We start from the raw sequence: 23,565 nt of genomic DNA, 5'->3' as shown, positions 1-23,565 counted from the left end.
CCCGCCGCTGGAAAAAACCGGCGAGGGGGTACAATGTGATTTCCTATGCATGATTTAGCATCATTCCGGGCCAACCTGGACGCTGTCGCCGCGCGGCTGGCGGACCGGGGCTACAAACTGGACGTTGAAGAGTTTCGCCAGATCGACACGCAGCGCCGCGCGGCGCTGACGGAGTCGGAGCAGCTGAAGGCCCAGCGCAACTCCGAGAGCATGGAGATCGGCAAGCTGAAGAAAGCCGGGCAGGACACGTCTGAACTGCAGGCGAAGGTACGCGCCATGGGCGAGCGCGGTGCCCAACTCGAGGAGCAGGTCAAGGCGATCGACGAGGACTTCCGGCAACGGCTATCCAGCATCCCTAACCTGCCGCACGAGAGCGTACCCGTTGGCGCCAGCGCCGATGACAACGTGGAAGTGAAGAGCTGGGGCGCGCCCACCAAATTCGAATTCGAACCCAAAGCGCATTGGGACCTGGGTACAGCCCTGGGCGTTCTGGACTTCGAGCGGGCCGCCAAGATCACCGGTGCGCGGTTTGCCATCTACATGGGCGCCGGCGCGAAACTGGAGCGGGCCCTGATCAACTTCATGCTCGACCTGCATACCAGGGAGCATGGTTATACCGAAGTCCTGCCGCCGTTCATGGTGAACTCGGCCAGCCTGTTTGGGACGGGCCAACTGCCGAAGTTCGCTGACGACCTGTTCAAGCTGGAGAACTCGGATTTCTGGCTGATTCCGACGGCGGAAGTGCCGGTGACGAACATCTACCGCGACGAAACGCTGGAGGGCGATCAGCTCCCCATCCGGTACTGCGCCTTTACGCCCTGTTTCCGGGCGGAAGCCGGCAGCCATGGCAGGGACGTGCGCGGCATCATCCGGCAGCATCAGTTCCAGAAGGTAGAGTTAGTTAACTTCGCCCGGCCGGATCAAAGCCATGTGGAACTCGAGAATCTGACCGCCAGCGCGGAGCAGGTTCTGGAGAAGCTGGGGCTGCCGTATCGCCGGATGCTGTTGTGCACCGGGGATATGGGCTTCTCTTCGGCCAAGACCTATGACCTGGAAGTCTGGATGCCGGGCCAGAATGCATACCGTGAGATTTCGTCCTGTTCGAACTTCGAGAGCTTCCAGGCGCGCCGCGCCGGCATCCGCTGCAAGATGGCGAAGGGCAAGAGCGAGTTCGCCCACACGCTGAACGGCAGCGGCCTGGCCGTGGGCCGCACGTGGGTGGCGATCGTCGAGAACTACCAGCAGTCCGATGGCAGTGTCGTACTGCCGGAGGCGCTGCGGCCCTACCTGAATGCCGAGAAGATCGCCGCCAATGGCGCTCTGGCATAAAGGCGGTCACAGGTTCGCGGTTTTTATTTTCTGACCGTCAAGTTGTTTCGCCACATATAGTTACCTAAACCTGAGCCCCGCGCGGCGAGCACCTGCCGTCCTGGCCTGTCTATGTTTTTTGCGGCCGGAGAGATCCAGCCAGAGACAGACGAGGAGGTGGAATTGATGTCCGCGCGGCGGCTCATTTTTGTGTTCACGGCAGTGCAGGCACTGCTTGGGATGTTGGCGGAGGCGGCTCCCCCGCTGACGCAGATTTACGACACGCTTTATAAGGCGGACGGGACTCCGTTCACCGGTTCGGCCGTAGTGAGCTGGCGATCGTTCACGGCGGCTGACACTTCGAATATTCCGGCAAACTCGCTCACTCTGCAGGTGGTTGGCGGCCTGCTGCGGGTGAAGCTGGTGCCGACAACCAACGCATCAGCGAATGCCTACTATACGGTCAGGTTCAATGTGGACGGCAAACTGCAGTTCACGGAGATCTGGTCAGTGCCGCCCAGTAATCTGGCGGTAGCGGTAAAGGATGTTCGGGTGCAGGCGCCCGCCGGATCGAATGCGGTGGCAGCCGCGGCCAGTGTGGTGCAGCTTGTGGATGTGGTGGGACTGACGGAGGCGCTGGCCGACCGTCCGACCAAGAGCATCGCCTTCCAACCCAATCGAATCGCACTGATCGATGCCACGGGGGAGATCGCGGGCGTGAGCGGGTCGCCGGGTGACTGTGTGCATGTGGACGGAACAGCCGGAACATGCGGAGCGGGCGGCGGCGCAATTGGGTTCGTTGATATGGAGACGCCGGCGGGCTCCGTGGATGGAGCAAATGCCGTGTTCGTACTAGCGCAGGCGCCGTTTCCGGCGGGCAGCCTGCACCTGTTCCGTAACGGGATCCTGCAGAAGCCGGCGCTCGACTATGTGTTGAGCGGAAACAGGGTTACGTTCCTTTCGGTAGCAACGCCCCAAACGGGTGACCTGCTATTGGCCAGCTATCGTACGGCAGGTCCGTAGAGGGAAAGGGGTGTGATACTCTCCTGGAGATGCCGGGTTGGGCCAGCGCCCACTGGCATCTACTTCAGGAGGATTCTCATGCGGAGATTCGTGAATATCGTGGCGTCGGCTCTGCTTGTCAGCACGCTGGCGTTTGGGCCCTGCTTCGGGTTGGCCGGCAAGGAAGCGGACAAGAATGCCACGACGGCGCCCAAGACCGCGGTAGCGGAAGCGGACCAGTGTACGGCGTTGACCCAGGCGGGCACCCGGTGTAAGCGCAAGGCGCAGGCGGGCAAAAAATTCTGCTGGCAGCACGATCCAGCCAACAAGGGCAAGAAGAAGACCTAGCCCCGGATTGAACGGCGCGTGAGCCTGTGAGCCGGTGGTGTTCGGTTCTCAGGCTCAATTGGGTTCGTATGAGGGCTGCGGGGGCGATGCACCCGATTGCTGACCGGGAGTGGAGCAATCGATGCAAGGGAAGCTATAATATCCCAGAGGGCCAGCGTAGCTCAGTTGGTAGAGCATCTGATTTGTAATCAGAGGGTCGTGGGTTCGATCCCCTCCGCTGGCTCCAGTTTTCTCCCCGCCTCGCATTCCGCCTCCAGTTGGACCTCGACATGGGAGGAATCCGCATCGGATCGCTGCAGTGCCGCATCGAATGGGCAAAGGGCTCCAAATGTCAGAGATCTTTAGCATCATTCCTGTTCCCGCCTTCATTGCGGTCGCGCTGTTTGGCCTGATACTGGCCGTGATCGCTTCCGCGCCGACAGCCTGGGTCGACCGGGCCGAAAAGGCACTCAAGAAGGAAAAGGAACCCAAGCAGACTTAGTTCTCGCCGGTTTGATAGGGTGGTTACCAAATGACCGCCCGAAGCAGTTTACTGAGTCTTTGTCTCCTCTCTTCCTCCCTACTCGCAGCAGAACCCAAGCGCCCCTCGGCGCAAGCCGTCCAGCAGTGGCAGGACCGCAAATTCGGACTGTTCATCCACTGGGGGCTGTACGCGATTCCCGGCGGAATCTGGCAGGGCAAACCGGTCACGACCGGGTACAGTGAGCAGATCCAGGGCGAGGGCAAGATTGCCCGTGATGAGTACGCCCAACTCACCAGCCAGTTCAATCCTCAGAAGTGGGATCCCGACGCTGTGGCGCGCCTGGCGAAGGCGGCCGGCATGAAGTTCATCGTGATCACCTCCAAGCATCACGACGGGTTCAGCATGTTCGGGACGAAACAAAGCCAGTTCAACGTCGTGAATGCCACACCCTTCGGCAAAGACGTCGTCAGGGGACTGGCGGAGGCCTGCCGCCGCAACGGGCTGAAGTTCGGCGTCTATTACTCCACCATCGACTGGCATGACGAGCGGGCTACGCCCTCCGACGGCGGGCGCAACAACAATGAGATCCCCAAGCCCCACGAGGACTTCAACGTCGCACAGTTGAAGGAGCTGATGTCGAACTACGGGCCGATGTCCGAGATCTGGTTCGACATGGGCAAGCCGACTCCGGAGCAGAGCAAGCGCTTCACCGACACCGTCCACGAGCTGCAGCCCGACTGCATGGTGAGCGGCCGGGTGTTCAATCATCAAGGCGACTTCACCGTGATGGGCGACAACCACATTCCGCCGTACGTGATCGATGAGCCGTGGCAGACGCCGGCGTCGATTTACCACGAGACCTGGGGCTACCGGTCGTGGCAGAAGCGCGAGGATCTGCCAGGCAAGATCAATGAACACATCGTCAAGTTGGTGGAGGTGACGAGCCGCGGCGGCAACTATCTGCTGAACATCGGGCCGATGGGCGATGGCAGCGTGGTGGAGTTCGAACAGAAAGTACTCGAAGGCATCGGGGCGTGGGTGAGGGTCAATGGAGAGGCGATCTATGGGGCGGGTCCGCAACCCTTCCGGGATCTGGCGTTTGGGCAGGTGACGGTGAAGCCGGGCCGGATGTACCTGATGGTCCGCCAATGGCCGGCCGACGGGCGGCTGGAACTGCCGGGGTTGAAGACGCAGATCAAGAGGGCGTACTTCCTGACAGATGCTGGAAAGACCTCCCTCCCAGTGGACAACAGCGCAGCGGTGAAGAGCGTCACGGTGACGAAGCGGATTGAGACAGCTCCGGTGACGGTGGTCGTCGCCGAGTTCGATGGTGCTTTGACCGTGATTCCACCGACGCTGCAACCGGCGGCGAGCGGCGAATTGACCCTGATCTCGAAGCAGGCGGATTCCTTCTACAACTACAACGGCCGTGGCTACTACGAGCGTCCCTCGGTGTACAAGCTGGAGTGGCACTTCGCGTCCAAGCCGGGCAAATACCGGATAGCTGTATCGCCGTCCAGCGCCGGGATGGCTGTGACCATTGACGGCAAGCCAGCGGGCGAACAGGTGGAGTTGGCGGCGGGCGACTATCACACGCTGACGATTACACCGCCGAAGCCGTTTGTGAAGGGCGACCGGCTGCCATCGGCCGTGGAGAGCGTCCGGCTGACACCGCAGTAAGGGCGCATGGCCATGAATCGACGACAGTTCCTTGGATCGGCCACGGCGGCAACTCTCGGGGCCGCACCGTCGCGGCCGCCGAACATAGTGGTGCTCTACTCGGACGACCAGCGGTTCAACACGATTGGCGCGTTGGGCAACAAGGACATCCGGACCCCGAACATCGACCGGCTGGTGGGCAGCGGAATGGCGTTCGAGCGGGCCCACATCATGGGCGGCACCGGCGGAGCGGTATGCATCGCCAGCCGCGCGATGCTGCTGACGGGCCAGACTCTGTTCCGGGCGACCAGGAACATGGACTCGACACCTCCACCGGCTGTCACGCTGATGGGCGAACACTTCCGCAATGCCGGCTTCTCGACCTATGGCATCGGCAAGTGGCACAACGCGAAGGCGCGGTTCAATCAGTGCTTTGAGAATGGCTCGGCGATCTTCTTCGGCGGCATGGCCGACCATCTGAAGACGCCCATCCAGGACTACGATCGGACGGGCCAGTATGGCAAGGAACGCGAGCGCATGGGCGACCGTTTCTCCAGCGAACTGTTTGCCGACGAGGCCATTCAATTCCTGAAGACGGCCAACCGGGCTAAGCCGTTCTTTCTCTATACGGCGTTCACGGCGCCACACGATCCGCGAATGGCCCCGGAGTCGTACCGGAAGCTCTATTCAGCAGACCAGCTCAAACTCCCGCCGAACTTCCTGCAGCAGCATCCGTTCGACAACGGAGAGTTGCAGGTGAGGGACGAACTGCTGGCGGGCTTCCCGCGGCAGCAACCGGAAGTCACGCGGCATCTGGCGGATTACTACGCCATGATTACGCACCTCGATTTCCACATCGGGCGGATCCTCGATACGCTGCGGGCCACCAAGCTTGAGCAGGACACGATCGTCGTGTTTGCGGGCGACAACGGCCTGGCGCTGGGGCAGCACGGACTGATGGGTAAGCAGAGCCTTTACGACCACAGCGTCCGCGTGCCGTTGATGCTGTCGGGCCCCGGAATTCCGCGGAATCGGCGACAAACCGGGCTGTGCTACAACCTCGATATCTTCCCGACCCTGTGCGAGCTCACGGGCACGAAGGTTTCGGCCGGAGTCGAGGGGCAAACCCTGCTGCGCGGCTGGCGTGACAGCGTGTTCTTCTCCTACCGGCATTTCCAGCGAGGCGTGCGGACGGACGACTGGAAACTGATCCAATACATGGTGAATGGCCAGCTGACGACGCAACTGTTCCGCATGAAGCAGGATCCATGGGAGATGCGAAACCTGGCCGGAGAGCCGCAGTCGGCCGGAAAGGTCGCGGAGCTGAGAGCCCTGCTGAAAGAGTGGATGAAGAAGACGGGCGACGCGCTGGATCTGGACAAGCCGAACTGGGGCTACGTGCCGGCGGCGTGAGTTCCACCACCTCCGGCGGTAGGTTATCCATTACAGGCGAGGCTGCGGCGGCTTGACGACTTCCCAGGGAACCGTGCCCTGGCGCCGGACTTTGCGTTTGAAGACCTTGTCGCCCGCGGTGACAAAGAGGATGTCGCGGGCCGGTCCGGCGAAGAGCAGATTGGAAATGTCGGCGCGATCGGGTTTATTCCAAATCGCCACGACACGGCCGGGCTGGTCGCAGATCTGGATTCCGAGCTTGGTCGCCACGAAGAGCTGACCTTCGGCATCGACCTTCATGCCGTCGGCGCCGCTGCGCATGAAATCGTCATGCAACTCCAGGCGGTAGAACGGCTCGCCGTTGGTGAGCGAACCGTCATCCTGGATCTGGTAGGACCAGATGGACTTCGAGGTTGAGTCGTTCACGTAGAGCAGAGTCTGATCGGGGCTGAAGGCGATGCCGTTGGGGAAGCCCAGATTCTCGGCCACGATGCGTTTGGCGCCCTTTGAATCCAAGTACCAGACACGGTGGTTGTTGGGATCGGTGAAATAGATATCGCCCTTGCTGGAAATTGCCAGGTCGTTGGAGGTGACGTCCTCGGCCAGAACCGTTTCGCGGCCATCCATGGTGTAAGCGACGATGCGTTTGCGGCCGTTCTGGCAGGCGTAAAGGCGTCCGTCAGCACCCACCACCAAACCGTTCGCTCCGCCCGAGTCTTCCTTGAAGACAGAGACGGCCCCGTCGACGGTGACGCGGTGGATGCGGTTGTTTGGGATGTCGGTGAAGAAGACGTTGCCCTGCTTGTCGACGGCCGGCCCTTCTGTGAATTTATGGCCCTCGCTGACCAGTTGCCAGCGTTCGGCGGGATCCAGGAACATCGTGGAGAACTGGCGCTCGCCGCCACCGCCCTTGGACGCAACAATTGGTTTGGAGGATTCGCGCCACAGCCAGCGGAGGGCATAGGGCAGGATGGATCCGCCGTGCTTGCTGTTGTGACCTTCGGTGCCCCAGACGTGAGTGGTGTCGTAGCCCGCGTATTCCAGGGCCGAGGCGAGATCCTGATTGCCGATCCACCAGTTGCCGACGAAGATGTTGAGGTCGTGGTCGCCATCCTGCTGGAAGACGCGCAGCGGCTTGGGCTCGGTTTTGCGGACCCAGGACGGATAGATGTTGCCGCCGCGCAGGTTCGTGTAGCTGCCGATGGTGCTGAGGACGCGGCGGAACGACTCGGGATGGAGCCAGGCGACGGTGAAGGCGCAGATGGCGCCTGAACTGGAGCCACCGATGCCGCGCAGGTTCGGGTCCGTCGTGATGTTATACGACTTGGAGACTTCGGGCAGGATCTCCGTGAGCAGGAACTGCGAATAGCGGTCGCCTATGGCGTCGTATTCATAGCTTCGGTTGAAGCGGCCCAGGCTCTGGGTGGAGCGGGCGGGCATCACTCCGGGATTGATGAAGACGCCGATGGTGACGGGCATTTCGCCGCGGGCGATGAGGTTGTCGAAGACGATGTGGGCGCGCCAGGCTCCGGTGTCGGTGATGTAGCCGCCCCCGTCCTGGAAGACCATCAAAGCGGCGGCTTTCTCCTTGGAGTACTGCGCGGGTACGTAGACCCAATAGTCGCGTTCGGTGCCAGGGAAGATCTTGCTGTCCTTCCAGGAGTACTTCGTGACGGTGCCCTGCGGGACTCCGGGGTGACGCTCGGAGTCAGGACCGAGGGGATAGTCTTCGGCGTAAGCGCAGAAGAACAGAGTGGCGGCCGCAAACAACGCGAATCGTGTCGTAGTCATGGGTAGAGAAGGGCTTCAGACATGCTACACCAGACGGAGCGATCCGATATGATGCGGGCATGCAACGCCGTAGTTTCCTGACGCAGTCGCTTTCCCTGCCCTTCCTTTCCGCTTTACCCACACTACAAGCCGCGGCAGTCACACCCCCGCTGGTTTTGGGCGCCGCCTGGTATCCGGAGCAGTGGCCGGAGTCGCGTTGGGACGAAGATTTGAAGCTGATGGAGCAGGCCGGGCTGCGGATGGTGCGCGTGGCGGAATTTGCCTGGAGCACGCTGGAGCCGCATGAGGGTCAGTTTGAGCTCGATTGGCTGGAGCGGGCCGTGGAGATGGCGGCGAAGCGGAATCTGGTGACGGTGATCGGGACGCCGACGGCGGCGCCTCCGGCATGGATGACGCAGAAGTATCCGGACACCCTGCTGACGGAGGCGGATGGACGGAAAGCGCAGCACGGCAACCGGGCGCACTTCTCCTTCACCAGCGAAAAGTACCGCGAGTTCTGCGCGCGGATTGCCGGCGTGATGGCCAAGCGCTTTGGCGGGAATCAGAATGTGGTGGGCTGGCAGATCGACAACGAGTACGGGCGGACGTCGAACGACGATTTCACTCGCGCTCAGTTCCAGGAGTTCTTGAAGAAGCGGTACAAAACGCTGAATGCGTTGAACGAGCATTGGACGACGGCGTATTGGAGCGAGGCTTATACCGACTGGAGCCAGATCCCACTGGGGCCAAGTGGGAATCCGGGCCTGTTCCTGGAATGGAAGCACTTCATCTCGGAGACGTTCCGGACCTACCAGCATGTGCAGGTGGAAGCGATCCGGGCGCATGCGCCGAAGCGGCAGTTCATCACCAGCAACTACATGGGCTGGTACGACTCGTTCGACCACTACATCCTGGCCGAGGAACTGGATCTGGTGTCGTGGGACAACTATGTGGGGCGCGGTCATCTGGATGCGCTGAAGAACGGCATCGTGCATGACCTGACACGCGGGTTGAAGCGCAAGAACTTCTGGCTGATCGAGACGCAGCCCGGTTTCGTCAACTGGCAGGAAGTGAACAACGCGCTGGACAAGGGTGAGGCGCGGGCCATGGCTTGGCATGCGGTGGGTCACGGAGCGGACTGCATCAGTTACTGGCAGTGGCGCAGCGCGCTGAACGGGCAGGAGCAGTATCACGGGACGCTGGTGGGCGCCGATGGGACTCCGGTGCCGATGTATGACGAGGCAGCGCAGTTAGGCCGCGACTTCGCGAAGGTGGGCGGCGCGGTGGGCGGGACCGAGCCGGTGTCAGAGGTGGCGATGCTGCACTCTTACGACAGCCGGTGGGCGGTGAACTTCCAGCGGCACAACCGCAACTTCGACCCGGTGGCGCTGCTGGGCAGCTATTACCGGCCCCTGCGTCGGCAGGCACAGCAGATGGACGTGATTCACCCGATGGCGCCTCTGGGCGGGTACAAGCTGGTGGTCGCTCCGGCGCTGAACGTGCTGACGGAGCCGATGGCGAAGCACCTGGAGGAGTACGTCCGGCAAGGCGGGCATCTGGTGCTGGGGCCGCGCTCGGGCATGAAGGACGAGTTCAACTCGCTGTGGCCGATGAGGCAACCGGGTCCGCTGGCAGACGTGCTGGGCGCGCGTGTGGAGCAGTGGTACGCACTGGATGAAGACGTGCCGGTTAGCGGGCCGTGGGGCCAGGGCAAGGCGACGCTGTGGGCGGAGCAGTTGAAAACGCGCGCCCAGGGTGTCGAGGTGTTGATGAAATATGGCGCCAGCAACGGCTGGCTGGACGATCAGCCGGCTGTGGTTTCGCGCGTAGTGGGCAAGGGGCGGATCACGTACATTGCCGCGTTCCTCGATGATGCGCTGATGGCCAAGGCGGCGGAGTGGATGCTGCGGTTGAGCGGCGTGAAGCCGGCTTTGGGCCCGGTGCCGGACGTGGTGGAGGTGTGCCGGCGCACGGGCGGCGGCAAGGACGTCTTTATCGTGATCAACCACTCGAAGGCGGCACAGAAGGTGGTGCTGCCTCGGGCCATGCGGCCGCTGTTGGCCGGCGGCGCGGCCGTGAGTCTGCTGAACCTGCCGCCACGGGGCGTAGAAGTGTTGTCGGTTTAGCCGCGCTAGCCCCAGGGACGCGAGCGGGCGACCGAGATGCCGCGGACCTCGTTGGGGTACTTGCCGGAGACAGCGCAATAGTAGTGGTAGAGATCGCCCTGATGGACGAGCACTGAGGGCTTGTGCGCGTAGGTGGAATCGACCGTGCCGGGCGGCCCGACGTCGATGAGAATCTGGTCGGATTTGGTGAGGTGATACGGGTCATCGCCCAGCGCGATCAGGTCGCGCGCCTTGCCTTTGGCATCGAGTCCGAAGTAGAAGAGCAGCCAGTGTTTGCCATCGGTGACCACGCAGGGGTCGCTGGCGAAGCGTTGGTCGGGGCTGCCGGCAGGACCGTTGCGCACGATCGGGTTGGCATCGTATCGATTCCAGGTCTTCAGATCTGTGGAGGTGACGACGCCTGTCTGCTCGCGCCAACCGCCGCCTTCTGATTTAGGCAGGTTCCGGGACTTGGCGTTGTAGAAGAGGTAGTAAGTGCCCTGGTCCTCGACGAGACAGGGTTTGTAGAGGCCGCCGCGTTCCCAATCGGCGCCGTCGTCCGGTCGCAAGACAATGTCACCGATTTCCCAGTGGAGGAGGTCGGCGCTCCAGCAGAGTCCGATGATGGCGGGGCCTTCCTCGTAGCCGGCATTGGGGTAAGCGTGGAAGACACCCAGGTAGCGGCCATGAACCTTCTTCAACTCGCCCTTGGAGCGCAGGCGGGTGTCGCGAAGAATCCAGTTCATCGCAATGTTGTAGCGGGTGATGGGGTTCGCCGGATCGCGGCGCAGGATGCAGCCGAGGCGGCGCCAGGTGACGAGGTCGCGCGAGGCGGCCAACCCGGTCTGGTAGCCGGTGCCATCCCAGCCGATGTAGGTCATGCGGAACTCGCCCTTGTGGCGAAAGACGAAGGGGCAATCGACGCTGCGGCTGTCGAAGGCGCCGGGCGTAGGGTCGGGGCCGAGGACGAGCTTGCCGTACTTGTGGGGGGTGAGGTAGGGCGAGACATCCGGCGCGGAGCCGGGGGCGGCCAGGGCGAGGGAAGACGCCAGGAATTGCCGCCGCGAGGGCATTGCTTGAGGATCCATGGTGGGCATCTGGAGCTTCTCAATGTCCCGGTGAGACAAGCAAGTTGATCTCAGCCCCTTCATTCAGGAGGAAGGTCGACTTGGGCGTGACGAAGGCGCCCTTTTCCACGTTGGTGGGCCGCTCTTCATCGTCAACGGCCTTGTGGCCTTTGGAGTTGACGAAGCCGGTTGTCACAGTGGTGATGGGGATCGTCAGCTCTTTGTGAGCCAGCGCGCGGAAACGGATGGTGACGTTGCCGCCGTCCGTGTTGGAGACACTCTCCACGGTGCCTTGCAGGCTGCCGCCGAGGAAGGACTCAGGCGAGATGATGGAGGCCGTGACGGGGTCTCCGGCTTTGCTGATGAAACTACCGATGGGCATGTTCAGTTTGACGAGGAACTTACGCTCCTTGTCGAGCGGAGGCGAGGCCGGCCGCACGAGCAGCGCCCAATCCCTGCTGGGTTCGTTGGGAGGCAGGCCGAGTGTCCGGATGCCGCCGCCCTGGATGGTCCGCACGCTGCCGTTTTGCAGTTCACCGCCGAAGCGCGGGTCGAACCACTTCACTTCGAAGAGGCCTTGCGCCGCGGAGAGGTCAAGAGCGGTGGTGCCGCCATTGGGCAGGTAGACCGCATAGATCTCGCCGCGCTTGGCGAAGACATAGTCGTCCGAGGTGGCGGTCAAGTCGTCATCGTGGCGCATCTGCTGGAAAGGCAGATAGCGCGTGAAGAACTCGTGGGCGTAGTGGAGCAGGTCCCAGAAGTGATCGCGGCTGCGCCAGTCTTCCAGATCGAGGTCGCTGTCGGGATGAGCGTAGCCGAAGAAGAAGACCGTGCCGGAGCCGCCGGCCATGAGGTTGCCCCAGATGGACGCTTTGCGAACCGTGTCGTGCCAGTAGTCGTCCGCGTCAGGCAGGACTCCGGTGCTGGTGGGATTGATTTCGATGATGCCGACCAGCCACTTGTGGCCGGCTTTGGCCGAAGCGTCCACCCACTTGATGGTGGCCGGGCGCGTGTACTCGGGATCGTGCTGCATCGCCGTGCCGTCAAAGCCATCGAAGCCGAGCAGCCGTCCGTAGCCCTTGTCGTCCGGCAGCAATTCGCCCTTCCACTGCACGTACTGGATGGGATGCTGCCACGGATCCACTTGCTTGAAGTACTCACACAGCGCCTTGATGTCCTCGGTGGTGTAGTAGCGCCAACGATCCATCTCCTCGGAAAGATCCCAGAGGATGGCGTGGTGATGGGCGAAGCGGGCGATCAGTTCGCGGTAGTAGAGCTTGCGTAGGACGGTCATCTTGCCCAGCAGTTGCTCGTTCTCTTCTTCCTGCGTGATGAGCATGAGCTGCATGCCCAGCTTGTCCATATGCGAGAAGACTAGATCCCACTGGGCGAGTTTGGAGATGTCGTAACGGGCGCGTTCCTCATAGCTGGTCCAGGGATAGATCTCGCGGCCGTCGCCGTCGATGTTCATGGTCAGCGAGTAGAAGGTGTTCATCCCCTTGCCGGCCAGGTAGTTCAAGGCGCCAATGATGCCCTTGCCCTTGCCGCCCTTCCAACTGGGGTCACCGGCGCGCCAGTCGCGGACGTGGGGCTCGAAGTGATGGAGCCCGTCCTTCAGGCGATTCTCCGCGCCGCCATGATCCACCGTGTCGTCGAACTCATAGTAGGCCAGGAAGTTCTCAGGGCTTTGCGTGCCCACCTGGATGAAGTATTTCTTGGAGCCGTCGTACTGGGCATAGTGTTCACCGACGTAATGCAGGGTGCCCTGTGCACGGTGGTCGCGGCCCGACTTGTCGGAGGGGGCGATGTTGATCTTCCCGGCGAGACCATCGGGCTTGAGCGCAGTGCCGGCGTCGGGATTGAGATCGACCGCGACGTCCTGGCCGGAACGGAACGACACCTGATACTCCCAGTCACCGGTGGCGTCGGGGATGAAGTGGACCCGCCATTTGTTCCCGGCAGTGGCGCTGGTCTCGGCGGTGTTGCCATCGGCGGCGAAGTAGCCGGGAATGACGAAGCGCTTGGCGCCCTGGGTGAAGGTGACGTTGAGCCGGTAGAACAAGAAGGGGTTGGGGTTCGCGGCCTCACTGGTGGCCGGGCCGTCGAAGGTGAGCACCACGTCGTGCCATTGCTTCAGTTCACCGGTAATCTGCTGAGCCGGCAGCAGGCCGTTCAGGCAAGGCAGCAGGAGCAGGGCGGCGGCAAAAGGGGTCGAGTGAATCCAGCGGAATGATGACATGGCGTACCTGGCGGCGTTTTCACACTGTACCGGATCTGAAGCCGTAGGGATACGGCGTTTGCCCGGACCTCCGGGAAGTTCCGCCCTGCGGAAGCGGATCCGGATTCCGGCCGAGGTTCGATGAAGAAGATAGCCGCCAAAGGACCAGCTGCGAAATTCCGCGGAATGGAATATTATGGGTGCTCGGAATTTTCATTCAGAGACGGTAAGGATATGGCCACGACCGCCGATTCATCCTCGCGTGACCGCAATGCGGCGCAGGCAGTTTTACGAGCCTGTGAAGTGTTGAAGTGTTTTCGAAGTGAGAGCGAGGTGGTGGCTTTACCGGATGTGGTGGACCGCACCAGCCTGTCACGGACGACTGCCTTCCGCCTGTTGAAGAGCCTGGTACAGGGCGGGCTGCTGGAACGGGTGGGCCGTGGCGAATACCGTTCACTGGTCCGAACGCGTTCTACGCGGATCATTCGCCTGGGTTTCGCTGAGCAGACGAACTCAGAGTTCTCCCGCACGGTGACGGAAGGGATTCAGCGGGCCGCCTCAGCCAAAGAGAATATCCAGTTGGTGATGGTGAACAACCGGTACAGCGCCGCCGAAGCACTGCGGAATGCGGAGTACCTGATCCGCGAGAATGTCGACCTGGTGCTGGAGTTCCAGACGCACCAGCGGGTGGCCACGAAGATCGCGGCCCGCTTCCAGGAAGCCAATATCCCGGTGATCGCGATCGAGATTCCGCATCCGGGCGCGACCTACTTTGGAGCGAACAACTATGAAGCCGGCCTGATTGCGGGCCGGGCCCTGGGCCGCTGGACAAAGCAGCACTGGCCGGGTGGGGCCGAGCAGGTGTTGCTGCTGGAGCTGCCTATCGCCGGTCCGCTGCCGCGCCTGCGCATTACGGGTACAGTCGACGGGCTGCGCAGCGAGTTGCCCTACTACGACACCATGTCGTGTGTGCACCTGGATGGCAAAGGTTCGTTCGAACAGATCCTGGGTGTTGTGCGCAAGCATCTGAGCAGGTCGAAGCCGCGGCGGACACTGGTGGGTGCGGTGAACGATGCTTGTGCGCTGGCCGCGCTGCGGGCTTTCGAAGAAGCCGGATGCGCGCAGTTGTGCTCGGTGGTGGGGCAGAACGGGATCCTGGCCGCACGGCAGGAATTGCGGCGACGGGGCACGCAACTGGTGGGCTCTGTTGCGTATTTCCCGGAACGCTACGGGGAGGAGCTGATCCGCATGGCGATCCGACTGCTGGAGCACAAGCCCGTGCCCTCCGCGGTGTTTGTTGCGCATAAGCTGTTGACGCCCCAGAACGTGGATCTACTATATCCGCTGGATGGGACCAGCCCGGTGGAGTTGATGTAGCGGGTGTAACGCTAGAGCGCCGCCCGAATCTGCTGCAGAGCCAGCTCCGGGCTGCTGTACACGGGCACGCTGAGCATCTCCGGGGGGATGGCGGCCAGGACACGCGCCATGGAGCCCTGTGCCAGCACAACAGTGTCTGCCTGCGGCATTAGCGTGTCCAACGAGGCGCGAACTAACTGGTCATGGGTCTCGGTGTCGCCCCGGAGCACAGCCTCAAAGGCGCCTTCGCAGCAATCCGAGATGACTTCGCAGTCATGCCCCTGCGCGGCCGCTGTGCCTCGAATCAGTTGGATTGTTGGCTCGAGGGTCGTACTTAACGTTGCCAGCACACCGACGCGCCGCCCGATCGACACTGCCTGCGCGGCCATGGCTTCATCGATGCGGAAGATGGGTCCGTCGAAGAGCTGCCTGGCGACGGGGATTCCGGGTCCTATGGAGGAGCAGGTCACGAGCACTGCTTCGGCACCGGCCTCGAAGGCCGACTGGATCTGCGCCACCAGCCGGCGGGTAGTCGGCTTGTCCAGGCGGCCCGAGGCGATCGTATTGCGGATCAGGCTCTCGTCGACCATGTGGAAGATCTTCCATTCGGGCAGAATCCGGGCGCAGAGCGTGCCGAAGGCCGGCACCAACATTGGGCTCGTATGGATGAGGGCGAGCGTACGCGTCATGGCTTCCCATTATGCCCCGTGTCGTATTCGGAAGGGCGCACAAGACCGGTATTTCGGACTGGAAAGGCGGCTTTTCCTGATATTCTGATCGCGTGCAGAGACGTACGTTCCTCCAGGCCGCCGCGCTTTCACCCCAGGCCGCCAAACACGCTGCCGGTGAGTCCCCAGAGGCTCGCTGGGTGCGGATCGCTGAGTCGTTGAAGCCGAAGCTGAAAGAGACGCCAGTGAAGCCGGCCGCCATCGTGCGCCCGCAGCCCGCACCCGATTCGTTCCTGCGCTGGAAGATGGAAGTCACAGAGACGTTGGCAGCCCTGGCTCAGCGTGCGCTGAAGCGCGGCGACAGTTTCATCGTCGACTTTGGCCGCCATATGGCCGGGTATGTGACCTTTCGGTTGACGGGCGTTGGCGAGGCCGTGGACTCGCCTGTTCGACTGCGGATCACGTTCGGAGAGGCTCCGGCGGATGTCGCTGTGCCCCTGGAGTCCTACACGGGCACGCTGAGCCGCGCCTGGCTGCCGGATGAAACCATCAACGTGGACTTCCTGCCCCGGCGCGTCGAGGTTCCGCGCCGGCATGCTTTCCGCTGGGTGAAGTTCGAGGTGATCGACACATCACCGAATTTCGCCGTGCACTTCGAGCAGATTGAGGCACGCGCCGTCACCTCGGCCATCGCAGAGCCGGCGCCCTTGCCCGCGGGCACTCCGGAGATTTTGCGTTCCATTGATCGTGTGGGCCTGAACACGCTGCGCGACTGCATGCAGACGGTCTTCGAGGATGGCCCGCGCCGCGATCGCCGGTTGTGGGTGGGCGACCTGCGGCTGCAGGCATTGACGAACTATGTCTCGTTCCGCAACCTCGACCTGGTGAAGCGCTGCCTCTACCTGTTTGCGGGCCTGCCGCGCGAGGACGGGCTGGTGGCGGCGTGCGTCTACGATGATCCGGAGCCCAAATGCGGCCAGCAGTTCATCATGGATTACGCGGTGCTTTACATCGCCGCGCTGCTGGATTATGTGAAAGCCGCCAACGACCAGCAGACGGCCAGGGAGTTGTGGCCAGTGGTCCGCAAGCAGGTGGAACTGGTGACCCAGTTCGTCAATGCGGATGGGCTGTTCGCCGATCCCGGAGGATGGTGGATCTTCATTGACTGGCGTGAGGAACTGGAAAAGACTGCTGCCATGCACGGCGTCCTGTTGTTCTGCCTGAAGCAGGCGGTGGAACTGGCCGGGCACGCAGGTCAGCCGGCCGATGCAACGAAGTACCAGGCGTTGATTCAGCGCATGACCACCGCCGGACGCGCGCGTTTCTACGATTCCACACGGAAAGTCTTCGTCAGCGGGCCGAAGGGACAGGTCTCCTGGGCCTCGCAGGCGTGGATGGTGATGTCCGGCCTGGCCACCCCCGAGATGGGCGCGGCCGCACTGCGCAACGCGATGAAGATGCCAGAGGCCGTGCGGCCCGGCACGCCCTATCTCTACCACTACATGGTGGAAGCCATGCTGCTGAGCGGCTTGCGCAAGGAAGCGCTCGATCTGCTCACCAGCTACTGGGGCGGCATGGTGGCCGCGGGCGCGGACACATTCTGGGAGATCTATGACCCATCCGACCCTATGCTGTCTCCCTACAAGAGCATCCTGGTGAACAGCTACTGCCACGCGTGGAGTTGTACTCCGTCTTACTTCCTGCGCGGGCTGCAACTGGGCCGCGCAGCCGGTTAAGCGTTCGCGGCGCCGTGGTGGTAAGTAGACCAGCCGAGATAGGTCTCGAAGGCCTCAGTGAGCACGTCCGCGGAATAGGACGCGTTCATGGCGGCGTGGTGTTCGAACCCATTGCGGCAGATGTAGCGCATGAGGTTCTGTAGCGCAGGCACATGCACGACCGCTCTGCTACCAAAGGTCGCCAGGGGATCGTCGGTGAATTGCCCCTGCCCGACATAGGCCCGGATCCGTCCCTCCCGATCATCCGTGCTCACCCGTGCATAGGTGAGCGGACCGGCCGGTGTGCGGCCTGAGAGAGCGCCGTAGGTGTTCTGCACACCTAGGGTGGAACCAAGGATCGGGGCGGTACTGATGATGATGTCGGGCATGAAGCTCTTGGCCCAATTGCCACAGTGAAACATCACGCACTTGTCGTCGTCATCGCCATAGTTATTGTTCCAGTCCACCAGGGCGCTGGGTGTGCCCGAGGCCAACTGGAGTGCATACATGGACACGACGCCCGTGATATCCACCTCGCAGGCGCTGGGCAGCAACTGTTCGCTCATCATGCTCATCACCGTGCAGGGATTGATGCCGAAGTTGCTCTGCATGGACGTCCAGCACTGGATTGCGGTGGCCTGCAGATCGTACTGCGCCATCCAATCAGAGAGGACGATCGCCAGGCGCGCCATCTGCGTCATCGAACGGTCTGGCGTGTCGCCGCAGGGCGCGTAGCCGCGAATCCGTTCCAGATGCTGCTTTACGCGGGCGTCATCGGCTGGGATCTTCTCCGCCGCTCCAAACACCTCAGAGAGATCGATGGTATTCACGCTGATGCCGGCCGCCTGCAGCAACTTCTCGCTGTAGCGCGTCGTATTGAAGGCGTTCGGACGTGCACCGATCGCACCGATGCGGGCCCGCCGCAGCCCCTTCGTCACGCGGCAGACCGCCAGGAAATTGCGGAGATCCGCACGGAAGCTGTCGGTTAGTGGATGCACCGTATGGCGATGGGTGAGCGTATAGCCGATGCCGTATTGCCGGAGATTGTTGCAGACCGAGACCTTGCCGCAGAAGGCGTCGCGGCGGCGTTCGACACTGAGCTGTGTCAGGTCATCCGGATAGGCCTGCACCAGCACCGGCACGTTCAGCTCTGACAACTGCAGGGTGTCCGCCACACCTTTCTCGTCCCCGAAATTGGGCAGGCAGACCAGCACGCCGTCGATGCGGTCGCGTTGGCTGCGGAACAGATCGGCACAGCGGCGGGCATGCTGCCAGGTCTCCACCGCGCCCAGTTTCGTGGTGTCCTCGTCGAGGATGACGGCTTCGATGCCCATCTCCCCAAACAGGCGCAGGATGTCCGCCCGCCCTTCGGAGACCAACCGGTCAGGGAAGAAATCGCGGTTGCCGACTATGACGGCCAGAGTCATTTTGGACATGGTTCACTTCCTGGTAAATACGCCAAACTGATCGACATTAGTGGACGTCACGAGTTCGCAGTCAATCGACTGCTTCTCGGCTGCTCCGCTGGAGCCCTTCGTCAACATATCGTGTGCCTGATCCACTGCCATGGTCGCGATGCGGGCCGCCGGCTGCAGTACTGTTGCCTTGATCGAGCCGGCCCGGATCGCGGCCAGCACATCGGGACTGCCATCGAAGCCAACGACGATTACCTCCGAGCGGCCCGCGGCCTTCAACGCGGCCGCCGCCCCCAGTGCCATCGTGTCGTTGCCGGAGATCACCCCTTTGATATCGGGGTGCGCCTGCAGGAGTGTCTCCATCTTCTGGAAGGCCTCGGTCAGGCTCCAGTTGGCACTTTGCTGGCCGACCAGCCGCAGGCCGGGATACTTATCGAGCACCTCGTGATAGCCGCGCGTCCGCACCTGCGCATTTGTGTCGGACTCGCGCCCCAGCAGTTCGACGAAGGTACCTTTGTCGCCCATCAGCCGAACGAACTCCTGCGCGCCGAGCAGGGCGCCCTGGTAGTTATTCGATACGATCTGCGCCGCGGCAATCCCGTTGGCGTTGATCTCGCGGTCGATCAGAAAGACGGGGATGTTTGCGCCCTTCGCCTTCGCGACCGCGGCCACGGAGGCATCGGATCCGGCATTGTCGAGGATGATCGCAGCCGCTCCATTGGCGATGGCGACATCCACCAGTTCGTCCTGCTTGTGGGCATCGTCGTTATGAGTATTGATGGAGGCGTCATAGCCCAGGGCGCGGGCCCTGGCGGCGGCCGCATCCGCTTCCGCCTTGAAGAACGGATTGTCATGAGACGGAGTGATGATCGCAATACTCTTCTTGCCGCTGGCGCCCTGACGGCAGCCTACGAGGGCCAGTACACCAAGATAAACAACTAGGAAGATCTTTCGCGCCATGAAAACCTCTTTTGCATCTGGTCGAGCAACACGGCCACCACGATCACCACACCTTTGATGACGATCTGCCAGAACTGGGAAACACCCAACAGAACCAGCCCATCCGCCAACACCCCAATGACGAAGGCTCCGGCGATGCTTCCGCCGACTCCGCCCCGTCCGCCCATTAGCGACGTGCCGCCCAGCACCACGGCGGCGATCGCGTTCAATTCAAATGTCTCGCCCGTCGCCGGGTGCGCCGACATCAGCTGTGAAGCAATGATGACGCCGACAATCGCCGAGCAGAACCCGGAGATCACGTAGCCCAACAGCTTGACCCGTCCGACGCGGACACCCGACAATTCTGCCGCGCGCTCGTTCCCACCGATGGCGTAGATGCGCCGGCCGAAGGGGGTGCGGGACGCCAGAAACGCACCGGCCGCGCCGATCACAGCCATCAGCCAGATGGGGACGGGCAGCAGCAGGATTGATCCGGAGCCCAGCCACGCGAAGCCCGTGTTGTGCAGTTCCGCCTTGCCCAGCAGATTCGGGAAAGTGGCACCATTCGAAATGAGCAGCGCCGCACCGCGAGCCACGTACATGGTCCCCAGAGTCGCGATAAATGGAGCGACGGAGAACTTTGTGATGAGCAGGCCGTTCAGGGCGCCAACACCGCTGCCCGCCAACGCCGCAAGCAGGATCACCAGCCAGACCTGGAAATAGACCACGACGCCAAACGCAGGCAATACCAGCCCGGTATTGATCAGGCCGCCGGCCACGATGCCCGCCAGACCGGCGATGGATCCGACCGACAGATCAATACCCCCCGTGAGAATGACGAAGGTCATCCCGACAGCCAGAATGGCGTTGATCGCGACATGCTTCACCAGGATCATCAGGTTGCCCGAACTGAGAAATGCGGGTGACAACGAGGCGAATACGATGACGAGGACGACCAGGGCGACCAGCGCCCGCAGGCGGAACAACACGTCGCTGATGCGGTGATGGCCGGCCGGAGCGGTGGGCCGGATCACCTCATTGTGCGTTGACATGGAGACTCTCCGGTTTGGCGCAGGCCGCGGCCATCAGGTGCTGTTCGCTAAGCTCGCCTCGTGAATAAGATGCGGACAAGCGTCCGCCGGCCATGACCACGACGCGATCTGCCAGCGTCAATACTTCGTGAAGATCCGACGAGGCGAACACGATCGCCACTCCATCGGCTGCGAGCTTGCGGGCGATCTCGAAGATTTCGGCCCGCGCTCCGACATCCACGCCCCGGCTCGGTTCATCCATCAGAAGGACACGCGGCTTCGTCAACAGATACTTCGAGATCACCGCCTTCTGCTGGTTCCCGCCGCTCAGCGACGTGATGGGCTGGTCTGGACCTGTGGTCTTGATCCGCAATTGCGCGATCATGCGGGCTACGCTGGCCGCCTCGTCGGTATTACTCATCAAGCCGTGCCGCGAGTGCGCCCCCAGGCTCGCTAGGGTCATGTTGCGGCCCAGGGTAAATGTGGGGATGAGTCCCGCGGCCTGGCGGTCTTCCGGCACGAGGGCCAAACCTTGCGAGATCCGTGCCCTTACCGGCAGGTGGTCGATGCGGCGGCCGCTTAGCAGGATCGCCCCCGTGGCGACGGCCCGGCTACCCGCCAGGGCCTCGAAAAGCTCAGTCCGGCCCGCCCCCATCAGGCCATAAACACCCACCAACTCGCCTGCGCAAACCGAGAGGGAAACATCATGGACGCGGCCCGGCACGCTGAGGTGCTCCACACGCAGGACTTCCTCATGGCCTGTACGCTCCTGGTGTTCTTCCGGCGGCGCCCAGCGGCGGCCGGTCATGCGGTCGATGATCCAGGAAACGTCAACGTCGGCGATCGCGGCCGATTCCACCAACCGCCCGTCGCGCAATACGGTGACGCGGTCCCCGATTTCCATCAGCTCTTCCAGCTTGTGTGAGATGTAGACGATGCCGACGCCGGCTGCTTTCAGTTCACGGATTACGCGGAACAGCACCTCGATCTCACTGGGGCTCAACGCGGAGGTCGGCTCATCCATCAGGAGAACGCGCACATTGCGCGCCAGCGCCCGGCAGATCTCTACAATCTGCTGGCAGCCCAACGGCAGGTCGCCCACCAGCGTGGCGACGTCGATGTCCTGCTCCAGTTTCTTCATCAGGCTGCGCGCAACCTGATTTTCGGCCTTGCGGTCGATCACGCCTCCGCGAGTCCGCTCGCGCGCCATGAAGATGTTCTCCACCACACTCAGGTTCGGAAACAGGCTGAGTTCCTGGTAGATCATCCCGATCCCGGCCGCCGCCGCATCGCGCGTCGACCCTAACGTGATGGGGTGCCCGTCGGACTCCAGACAGCCCTGAGTCGGCTGCTCGACACCGGCCAGCAGCTTCACCAGCGTCGACTTCCCCGCCCCGTTTTCACCGATGAGGACGTGAACCTCGCCGCGCCGCACCTCGAAGTCAACCGCATCCAGGGCGAGGGTACCCGGATAGCGTTTCGTGACCTGGCAGGCACGCAGCAGCGCGGGCGCCTGGCTCATTTGGCCCCCTCGGCCCATCTGAAGCGCACCGGGACGATGTGCGGGATCTCACCCCCTGCCGTGAACGTGCCGGTAAAGACGAAGGTTCGTCCCTCTGTGCGGGCCATCTCCGCGCGCGGCGGCAAACACTGCAGGGCTCGTGCGTTCAGTTTGCTGGAGACGTTCGCAAAGTCGATCTGGTTCACAAACTGACTGAATTGGACCAGGCCGGTAGCGTCACGGACCGATGACCCGCGCACCTCCGGACCAATCTGGAGCACTGCATCGGCATGCCCGTCAAAAGGTTCCAGCTCCACACTCATCTGTCCCAGGGGCGGAGTGAGGTTCACCCTGACTACACGCGCGGTGCCTTTGACGCTGAAATGCGCCCCCGGCTTGCGCGAAGGAGCAGGCGGCAGGCTGGTGAGTTCTACCGCGGAAGCTTCAATTGCCGGTAGGATCTTCACCTGCCACTCGGTTTCCACATAACGCGCGGCATCAAATCGCTCTTTGGCCGCGGCCGCGGACTGGCCCTCAATCGGCCGTACTGTCCACGGGACGCAGGCCGTCAGCGAGAGACTCAGGATCGCGGCACAGGTTCGTTTCATTTCTTCCTCGAAACCTGAGTGGCACGGCCGTTGCCGTTGGCCGCGCTGGAAGATTCCAGAAGTTGAGCAGCCGTCAGCCGGTCTGTGATCAGCACATTGATCCACTTTCCGGCCAGGGCGCCGCGAATGGCTGCGAGCTTCCGGCGGCCGCCGGCCACGCCAATCACGCGGCTCACTTTGCGCAGCTCTTCGAGGCTCATGCCGATGACACGTTCGTTCAGAGGGCTGGCGACGGGCAGGCCTTCGCCGTCGAAGAACCGCAGGCAGATGTCACCCACCGCGCCGCGTTCGCCCAACTCCTTCAATTCCGCACCAGAGAAGACATTGCCGCTGAGTGTGAGCAGATGCGAGGGTTCAATCGCGCCAATGCCAACCAGGGCCACGCTGACCAACCCGAACAGTTCGCAGGCCTGCCGGACATACTGGTCCTGCTGCATTACCTGTTTTGCTTCCACGGTGCCCAGCACGCCCGGCGCAGGCAGCAGGGTGGCTGCGCCGCCGATGAGATTCGCCAGCCTCCGCGTGACGTGTGTGGCGTGTACTTCGGCGGCCGGATTGCCAATGCCGCCCAGGATCTGAACGACTCGGGCGCCCGCGCACCGCTGGCTGGGGTGCATGGCATCCACCATCGCCAGCAGGGCGGCGCTCCACGACGAGATACCGATGACATCGCCCGGGCGCAGGGTGGTCTCCATATAAAACGCGGCAGCCGCTCCAAGATCCCGGGCGATCTGCGCCTCGTCGTCGATGCAGTCGACAACAATCACTTCCTTCAGCGCGTACAGGGACTGTAGTGCCTCTTCCAACTCAGGGTGTGTGCCCGAGGGAACTGCCACCGTAATGCGGACTATGCCTTCGGCCTCTGCCTTCTTCAGCAGCCGCGAGATGGTGGATTGCGACACATTCAGCCGCTCCATAATCTCGGTCTGCCGCAAGCCCTGACCGTAATACATGCGCGCAACTTTGGCGATCAACCGGAGTTCGTCTATCCGAGCCATGA

At 62.5% G+C, this 23,565-nt stretch carries 19 protein-coding genes and 1 tRNA gene; 10 read left to right on the top strand and 10 right to left on the bottom strand.

Annotation, left to right across the window (positions count from 1 at the left end; all coding sequences use genetic code 11):
- Positions 1–45 precede the first annotated feature (45 nt).
- The 7 genes from serS to ACR9Y2_RS29950 all read left to right on the top strand — a co-directional run bounded on the left by serS (position 46) and on the right by ACR9Y2_RS29950 (position 6,193).
- Positions 46–1,329: a serine--tRNA ligase gene (gene serS / locus ACR9Y2_RS29980; protein ID WP_435045554.1), complete on the top strand. Its 1,284-nt coding sequence runs from the start codon at positions 46–48 to the stop codon at positions 1,327–1,329.
- A gap of 165 nt (positions 1,330–1,494) precedes the next feature.
- Positions 1,495–2,331 (top strand): hypothetical protein, encoded by an 837-nt coding sequence (locus ACR9Y2_RS29975; RefSeq protein WP_435045553.1) that lies wholly within the window; start codon positions 1,495–1,497, stop codon positions 2,329–2,331.
- Between the two features lie 78 nt (positions 2,332–2,409).
- Positions 2,410–2,658: a hypothetical protein gene (locus ACR9Y2_RS29970; RefSeq protein ID WP_435045552.1), complete on the top strand. Its 249-nt coding sequence runs from the start codon at positions 2,410–2,412 to the stop codon at positions 2,656–2,658.
- A 150-nt stretch (positions 2,659–2,808) separates the two neighbouring features.
- Positions 2,809–2,884 (top strand) — tRNA-Thr (locus ACR9Y2_RS29965).
- 102 nt (positions 2,885–2,986) lie between these two features.
- Entirely contained in the window at positions 2,987–3,139 is a 153-nt protein-coding gene (locus ACR9Y2_RS29960) for a hypothetical protein (protein ID WP_435045551.1), read from the top strand.
- Positions 3,140–3,169: 30 nt separating this feature from the next.
- Positions 3,170–4,801 (top strand): alpha-L-fucosidase, encoded by a 1,632-nt coding sequence (locus ACR9Y2_RS29955; protein WP_435045550.1) that lies wholly within the window; start codon positions 3,170–3,172, stop codon positions 4,799–4,801.
- A gap of 12 nt (positions 4,802–4,813) precedes the next feature.
- Positions 4,814–6,193, top strand: coding sequence for a sulfatase-like hydrolase/transferase (locus ACR9Y2_RS29950; RefSeq protein WP_435045549.1), 1,380 nt, complete (start codon positions 4,814–4,816; stop codon positions 6,191–6,193).
- Between the two features lie 30 nt (positions 6,194–6,223).
- Here the strand turns inward: ACR9Y2_RS29950 and ACR9Y2_RS29945 are convergent, their stop codons facing one another.
- Positions 6,224–7,963, bottom strand: a complete 1,740-nt coding sequence (locus ACR9Y2_RS29945) for an SMP-30/gluconolactonase/LRE family protein (RefSeq protein ID WP_435045548.1) — start codon at positions 7,961–7,963, stop codon at positions 6,224–6,226.
- Between the two features lie 59 nt (positions 7,964–8,022).
- On the opposite strand from ACR9Y2_RS29945, the gene ACR9Y2_RS29940 reads away from it, so the two are divergent.
- Positions 8,023–10,068, top strand: a complete 2,046-nt coding sequence (locus ACR9Y2_RS29940) for a beta-galactosidase (RefSeq protein WP_435045547.1) — start codon at positions 8,023–8,025, stop codon at positions 10,066–10,068.
- A gap of 5 nt (positions 10,069–10,073) precedes the next feature.
- Here the strand turns inward: ACR9Y2_RS29940 and ACR9Y2_RS29935 are convergent, their stop codons facing one another.
- A complete protein-coding gene (locus tag ACR9Y2_RS29935; RefSeq protein ID WP_435045546.1) occupies positions 10,074–11,135 on the bottom strand; it encodes a hypothetical protein in 1,062 nt (353 codons plus the stop codon).
- A gap of 19 nt (positions 11,136–11,154) precedes the next feature.
- Positions 11,155–13,353 carry a DUF5060 domain-containing protein gene (locus tag ACR9Y2_RS29930; protein WP_435045545.1) on the bottom strand — a complete coding sequence of 733 codons (2,199 nt, stop codon included), beginning with the start codon at positions 13,351–13,353 and terminating at the stop codon, positions 11,155–11,157.
- A 213-nt stretch (positions 13,354–13,566) separates the two neighbouring features.
- On the opposite strand from ACR9Y2_RS29930, the gene ACR9Y2_RS29925 reads away from it, so the two are divergent.
- Positions 13,567–14,709: a substrate-binding domain-containing protein gene (locus ACR9Y2_RS29925; RefSeq protein ID WP_435045544.1), complete on the top strand. Its 1,143-nt coding sequence runs from the start codon at positions 13,567–13,569 to the stop codon at positions 14,707–14,709.
- Between the two features lie 11 nt (positions 14,710–14,720).
- On the opposite strand, the gene ACR9Y2_RS29920 is transcribed toward ACR9Y2_RS29925, so the two are convergent.
- Positions 14,721–15,377 carry an aspartate/glutamate racemase family protein gene (locus ACR9Y2_RS29920; protein ID WP_435045543.1) on the bottom strand — a complete coding sequence of 219 codons (657 nt, stop codon included), beginning with the start codon at positions 15,375–15,377 and terminating at the stop codon, positions 14,721–14,723.
- Positions 15,378–15,469: 92 nt separating this feature from the next.
- On the opposite strand from ACR9Y2_RS29920, the gene ACR9Y2_RS29915 reads away from it, so the two are divergent.
- Positions 15,470–17,092 (top strand): glycoside hydrolase, encoded by a 1,623-nt coding sequence (locus ACR9Y2_RS29915; protein WP_435045542.1) that lies wholly within the window; start codon positions 15,470–15,472, stop codon positions 17,090–17,092.
- Here the strand turns inward: ACR9Y2_RS29915 and ACR9Y2_RS29910 are convergent.
- The 6 genes from ACR9Y2_RS29910 to ACR9Y2_RS29885 are packed head-to-tail and all read right to left on the bottom strand — an operon-like array spanning position 17,089 to position 23,563.
- Positions 17,089–18,507 (bottom strand): L-fucose/L-arabinose isomerase family protein, encoded by a 1,419-nt coding sequence (locus ACR9Y2_RS29910; RefSeq protein WP_435045541.1) that lies wholly within the window; start codon positions 18,505–18,507, stop codon positions 17,089–17,091. The genes ACR9Y2_RS29915 and ACR9Y2_RS29910 overlap by 4 nt on opposite strands.
- Before the next feature lie 3 nt (positions 18,508–18,510).
- Entirely contained in the window at positions 18,511–19,446 is a 936-nt protein-coding gene (locus tag ACR9Y2_RS29905) for a D-ribose ABC transporter substrate-binding protein (RefSeq protein ID WP_435045540.1), read from the bottom strand.
- Positions 19,425–20,477 (bottom strand): ABC transporter permease, encoded by a 1,053-nt coding sequence (locus ACR9Y2_RS29900; protein ID WP_435045539.1) that lies wholly within the window; start codon positions 20,475–20,477, stop codon positions 19,425–19,427. The genes ACR9Y2_RS29905 and ACR9Y2_RS29900 overlap by 22 nt, the downstream gene beginning before the upstream one ends.
- Complete coding sequence (locus tag ACR9Y2_RS29895; protein WP_435045538.1) at positions 20,461–21,978, bottom strand: sugar ABC transporter ATP-binding protein; 1,518 nt, start codon at positions 21,976–21,978, stop codon at positions 20,461–20,463. The genes ACR9Y2_RS29900 and ACR9Y2_RS29895 overlap by 17 nt, the downstream gene beginning before the upstream one ends.
- Positions 21,975–22,565, bottom strand: a complete 591-nt coding sequence (locus ACR9Y2_RS29890) for a DUF2291 family protein (RefSeq protein WP_435045537.1) — start codon at positions 22,563–22,565, stop codon at positions 21,975–21,977. The genes ACR9Y2_RS29895 and ACR9Y2_RS29890 overlap by 4 nt, the downstream gene beginning before the upstream one ends.
- Complete coding sequence (locus ACR9Y2_RS29885) at positions 22,562–23,563, bottom strand: sugar-binding transcriptional regulator (RefSeq protein ID WP_435045536.1); 1,002 nt, start codon at positions 23,561–23,563, stop codon at positions 22,562–22,564. Before ACR9Y2_RS29885 ends, ACR9Y2_RS29890 begins: the two co-directional genes overlap by 4 nt.
- Positions 23,564–23,565 lie beyond the last annotated feature (2 nt).

The sequence above is a fragment of the Paludibaculum fermentans genome (genome assembly GCF_051172195.1).
Taxonomy (GTDB): Bacteria; Acidobacteriota; Terriglobia; order Bryobacterales; family Bryobacteraceae; genus Paludibaculum; species Paludibaculum fermentans_A.
This window is presented reverse-complemented; position numbering and strand designations above follow the sequence as displayed.

Coding starts and splice junctions, on each gene's coding strand:
- ACR9Y2_RS29970 (WP_435045552.1), top strand. CDS start 2,410: ATGCGGAGATTCGTGAATATCGTGGCGTCGGCTCTGCTTGTCAGCACG.
- ACR9Y2_RS29940 (WP_435045547.1), top strand. CDS start 8,023: ATGCAACGCCGTAGTTTCCTGACGCAGTCGCTTTCCCTGCCCTTCCTT.
- ACR9Y2_RS29885 (WP_435045536.1), bottom strand. CDS start 23,563: ATGGCTCGGATAGACGAACTCCGGTTGATCGCCAAAGTTGCGCGCATG.
- ACR9Y2_RS29905 (WP_435045540.1), bottom strand. CDS start 19,446: ATGGCGCGAAAGATCTTCCTAGTTGTTTATCTTGGTGTACTGGCCCTC.
- ACR9Y2_RS29925 (WP_435045544.1), top strand. CDS start 13,567: ATGGCCACGACCGCCGATTCATCCTCGCGTGACCGCAATGCGGCGCAG.
- ACR9Y2_RS29920 (WP_435045543.1), bottom strand. CDS start 15,377: ATGACGCGTACGCTCGCCCTCATCCATACGAGCCCAATGTTGGTGCCG.
- ACR9Y2_RS29910 (WP_435045541.1), bottom strand. CDS start 18,507: ATGTCCAAAATGACTCTGGCCGTCATAGTCGGCAACCGCGATTTCTTC.
- ACR9Y2_RS29955 (WP_435045550.1), top strand. CDS start 3,170: ATGACCGCCCGAAGCAGTTTACTGAGTCTTTGTCTCCTCTCTTCCTCC.
- ACR9Y2_RS29890 (WP_435045537.1), bottom strand. CDS start 22,565: ATGAAACGAACCTGTGCCGCGATCCTGAGTCTCTCGCTGACGGCCTGC.
- ACR9Y2_RS29935 (WP_435045546.1), bottom strand. CDS start 11,135: ATGGATCCTCAAGCAATGCCCTCGCGGCGGCAATTCCTGGCGTCTTCC.
- ACR9Y2_RS29960 (WP_435045551.1), top strand. CDS start 2,987: ATGTCAGAGATCTTTAGCATCATTCCTGTTCCCGCCTTCATTGCGGTC.
- ACR9Y2_RS29950 (WP_435045549.1), top strand. CDS start 4,814: ATGAATCGACGACAGTTCCTTGGATCGGCCACGGCGGCAACTCTCGGG.
- ACR9Y2_RS29895 (WP_435045538.1), bottom strand. CDS start 21,978: ATGAGCCAGGCGCCCGCGCTGCTGCGTGCCTGCCAGGTCACGAAACGC.
- ACR9Y2_RS29945 (WP_435045548.1), bottom strand. CDS start 7,963: ATGACTACGACACGATTCGCGTTGTTTGCGGCCGCCACTCTGTTCTTC.
- ACR9Y2_RS29930 (WP_435045545.1), bottom strand. CDS start 13,353: ATGTCATCATTCCGCTGGATTCACTCGACCCCTTTTGCCGCCGCCCTG.
- ACR9Y2_RS29975 (WP_435045553.1), top strand. CDS start 1,495: ATGTCCGCGCGGCGGCTCATTTTTGTGTTCACGGCAGTGCAGGCACTG.
- serS (WP_435045554.1), top strand. CDS start 46: ATGCATGATTTAGCATCATTCCGGGCCAACCTGGACGCTGTCGCCGCG.
- ACR9Y2_RS29900 (WP_435045539.1), bottom strand. CDS start 20,477: ATGTCAACGCACAATGAGGTGATCCGGCCCACCGCTCCGGCCGGCCAT.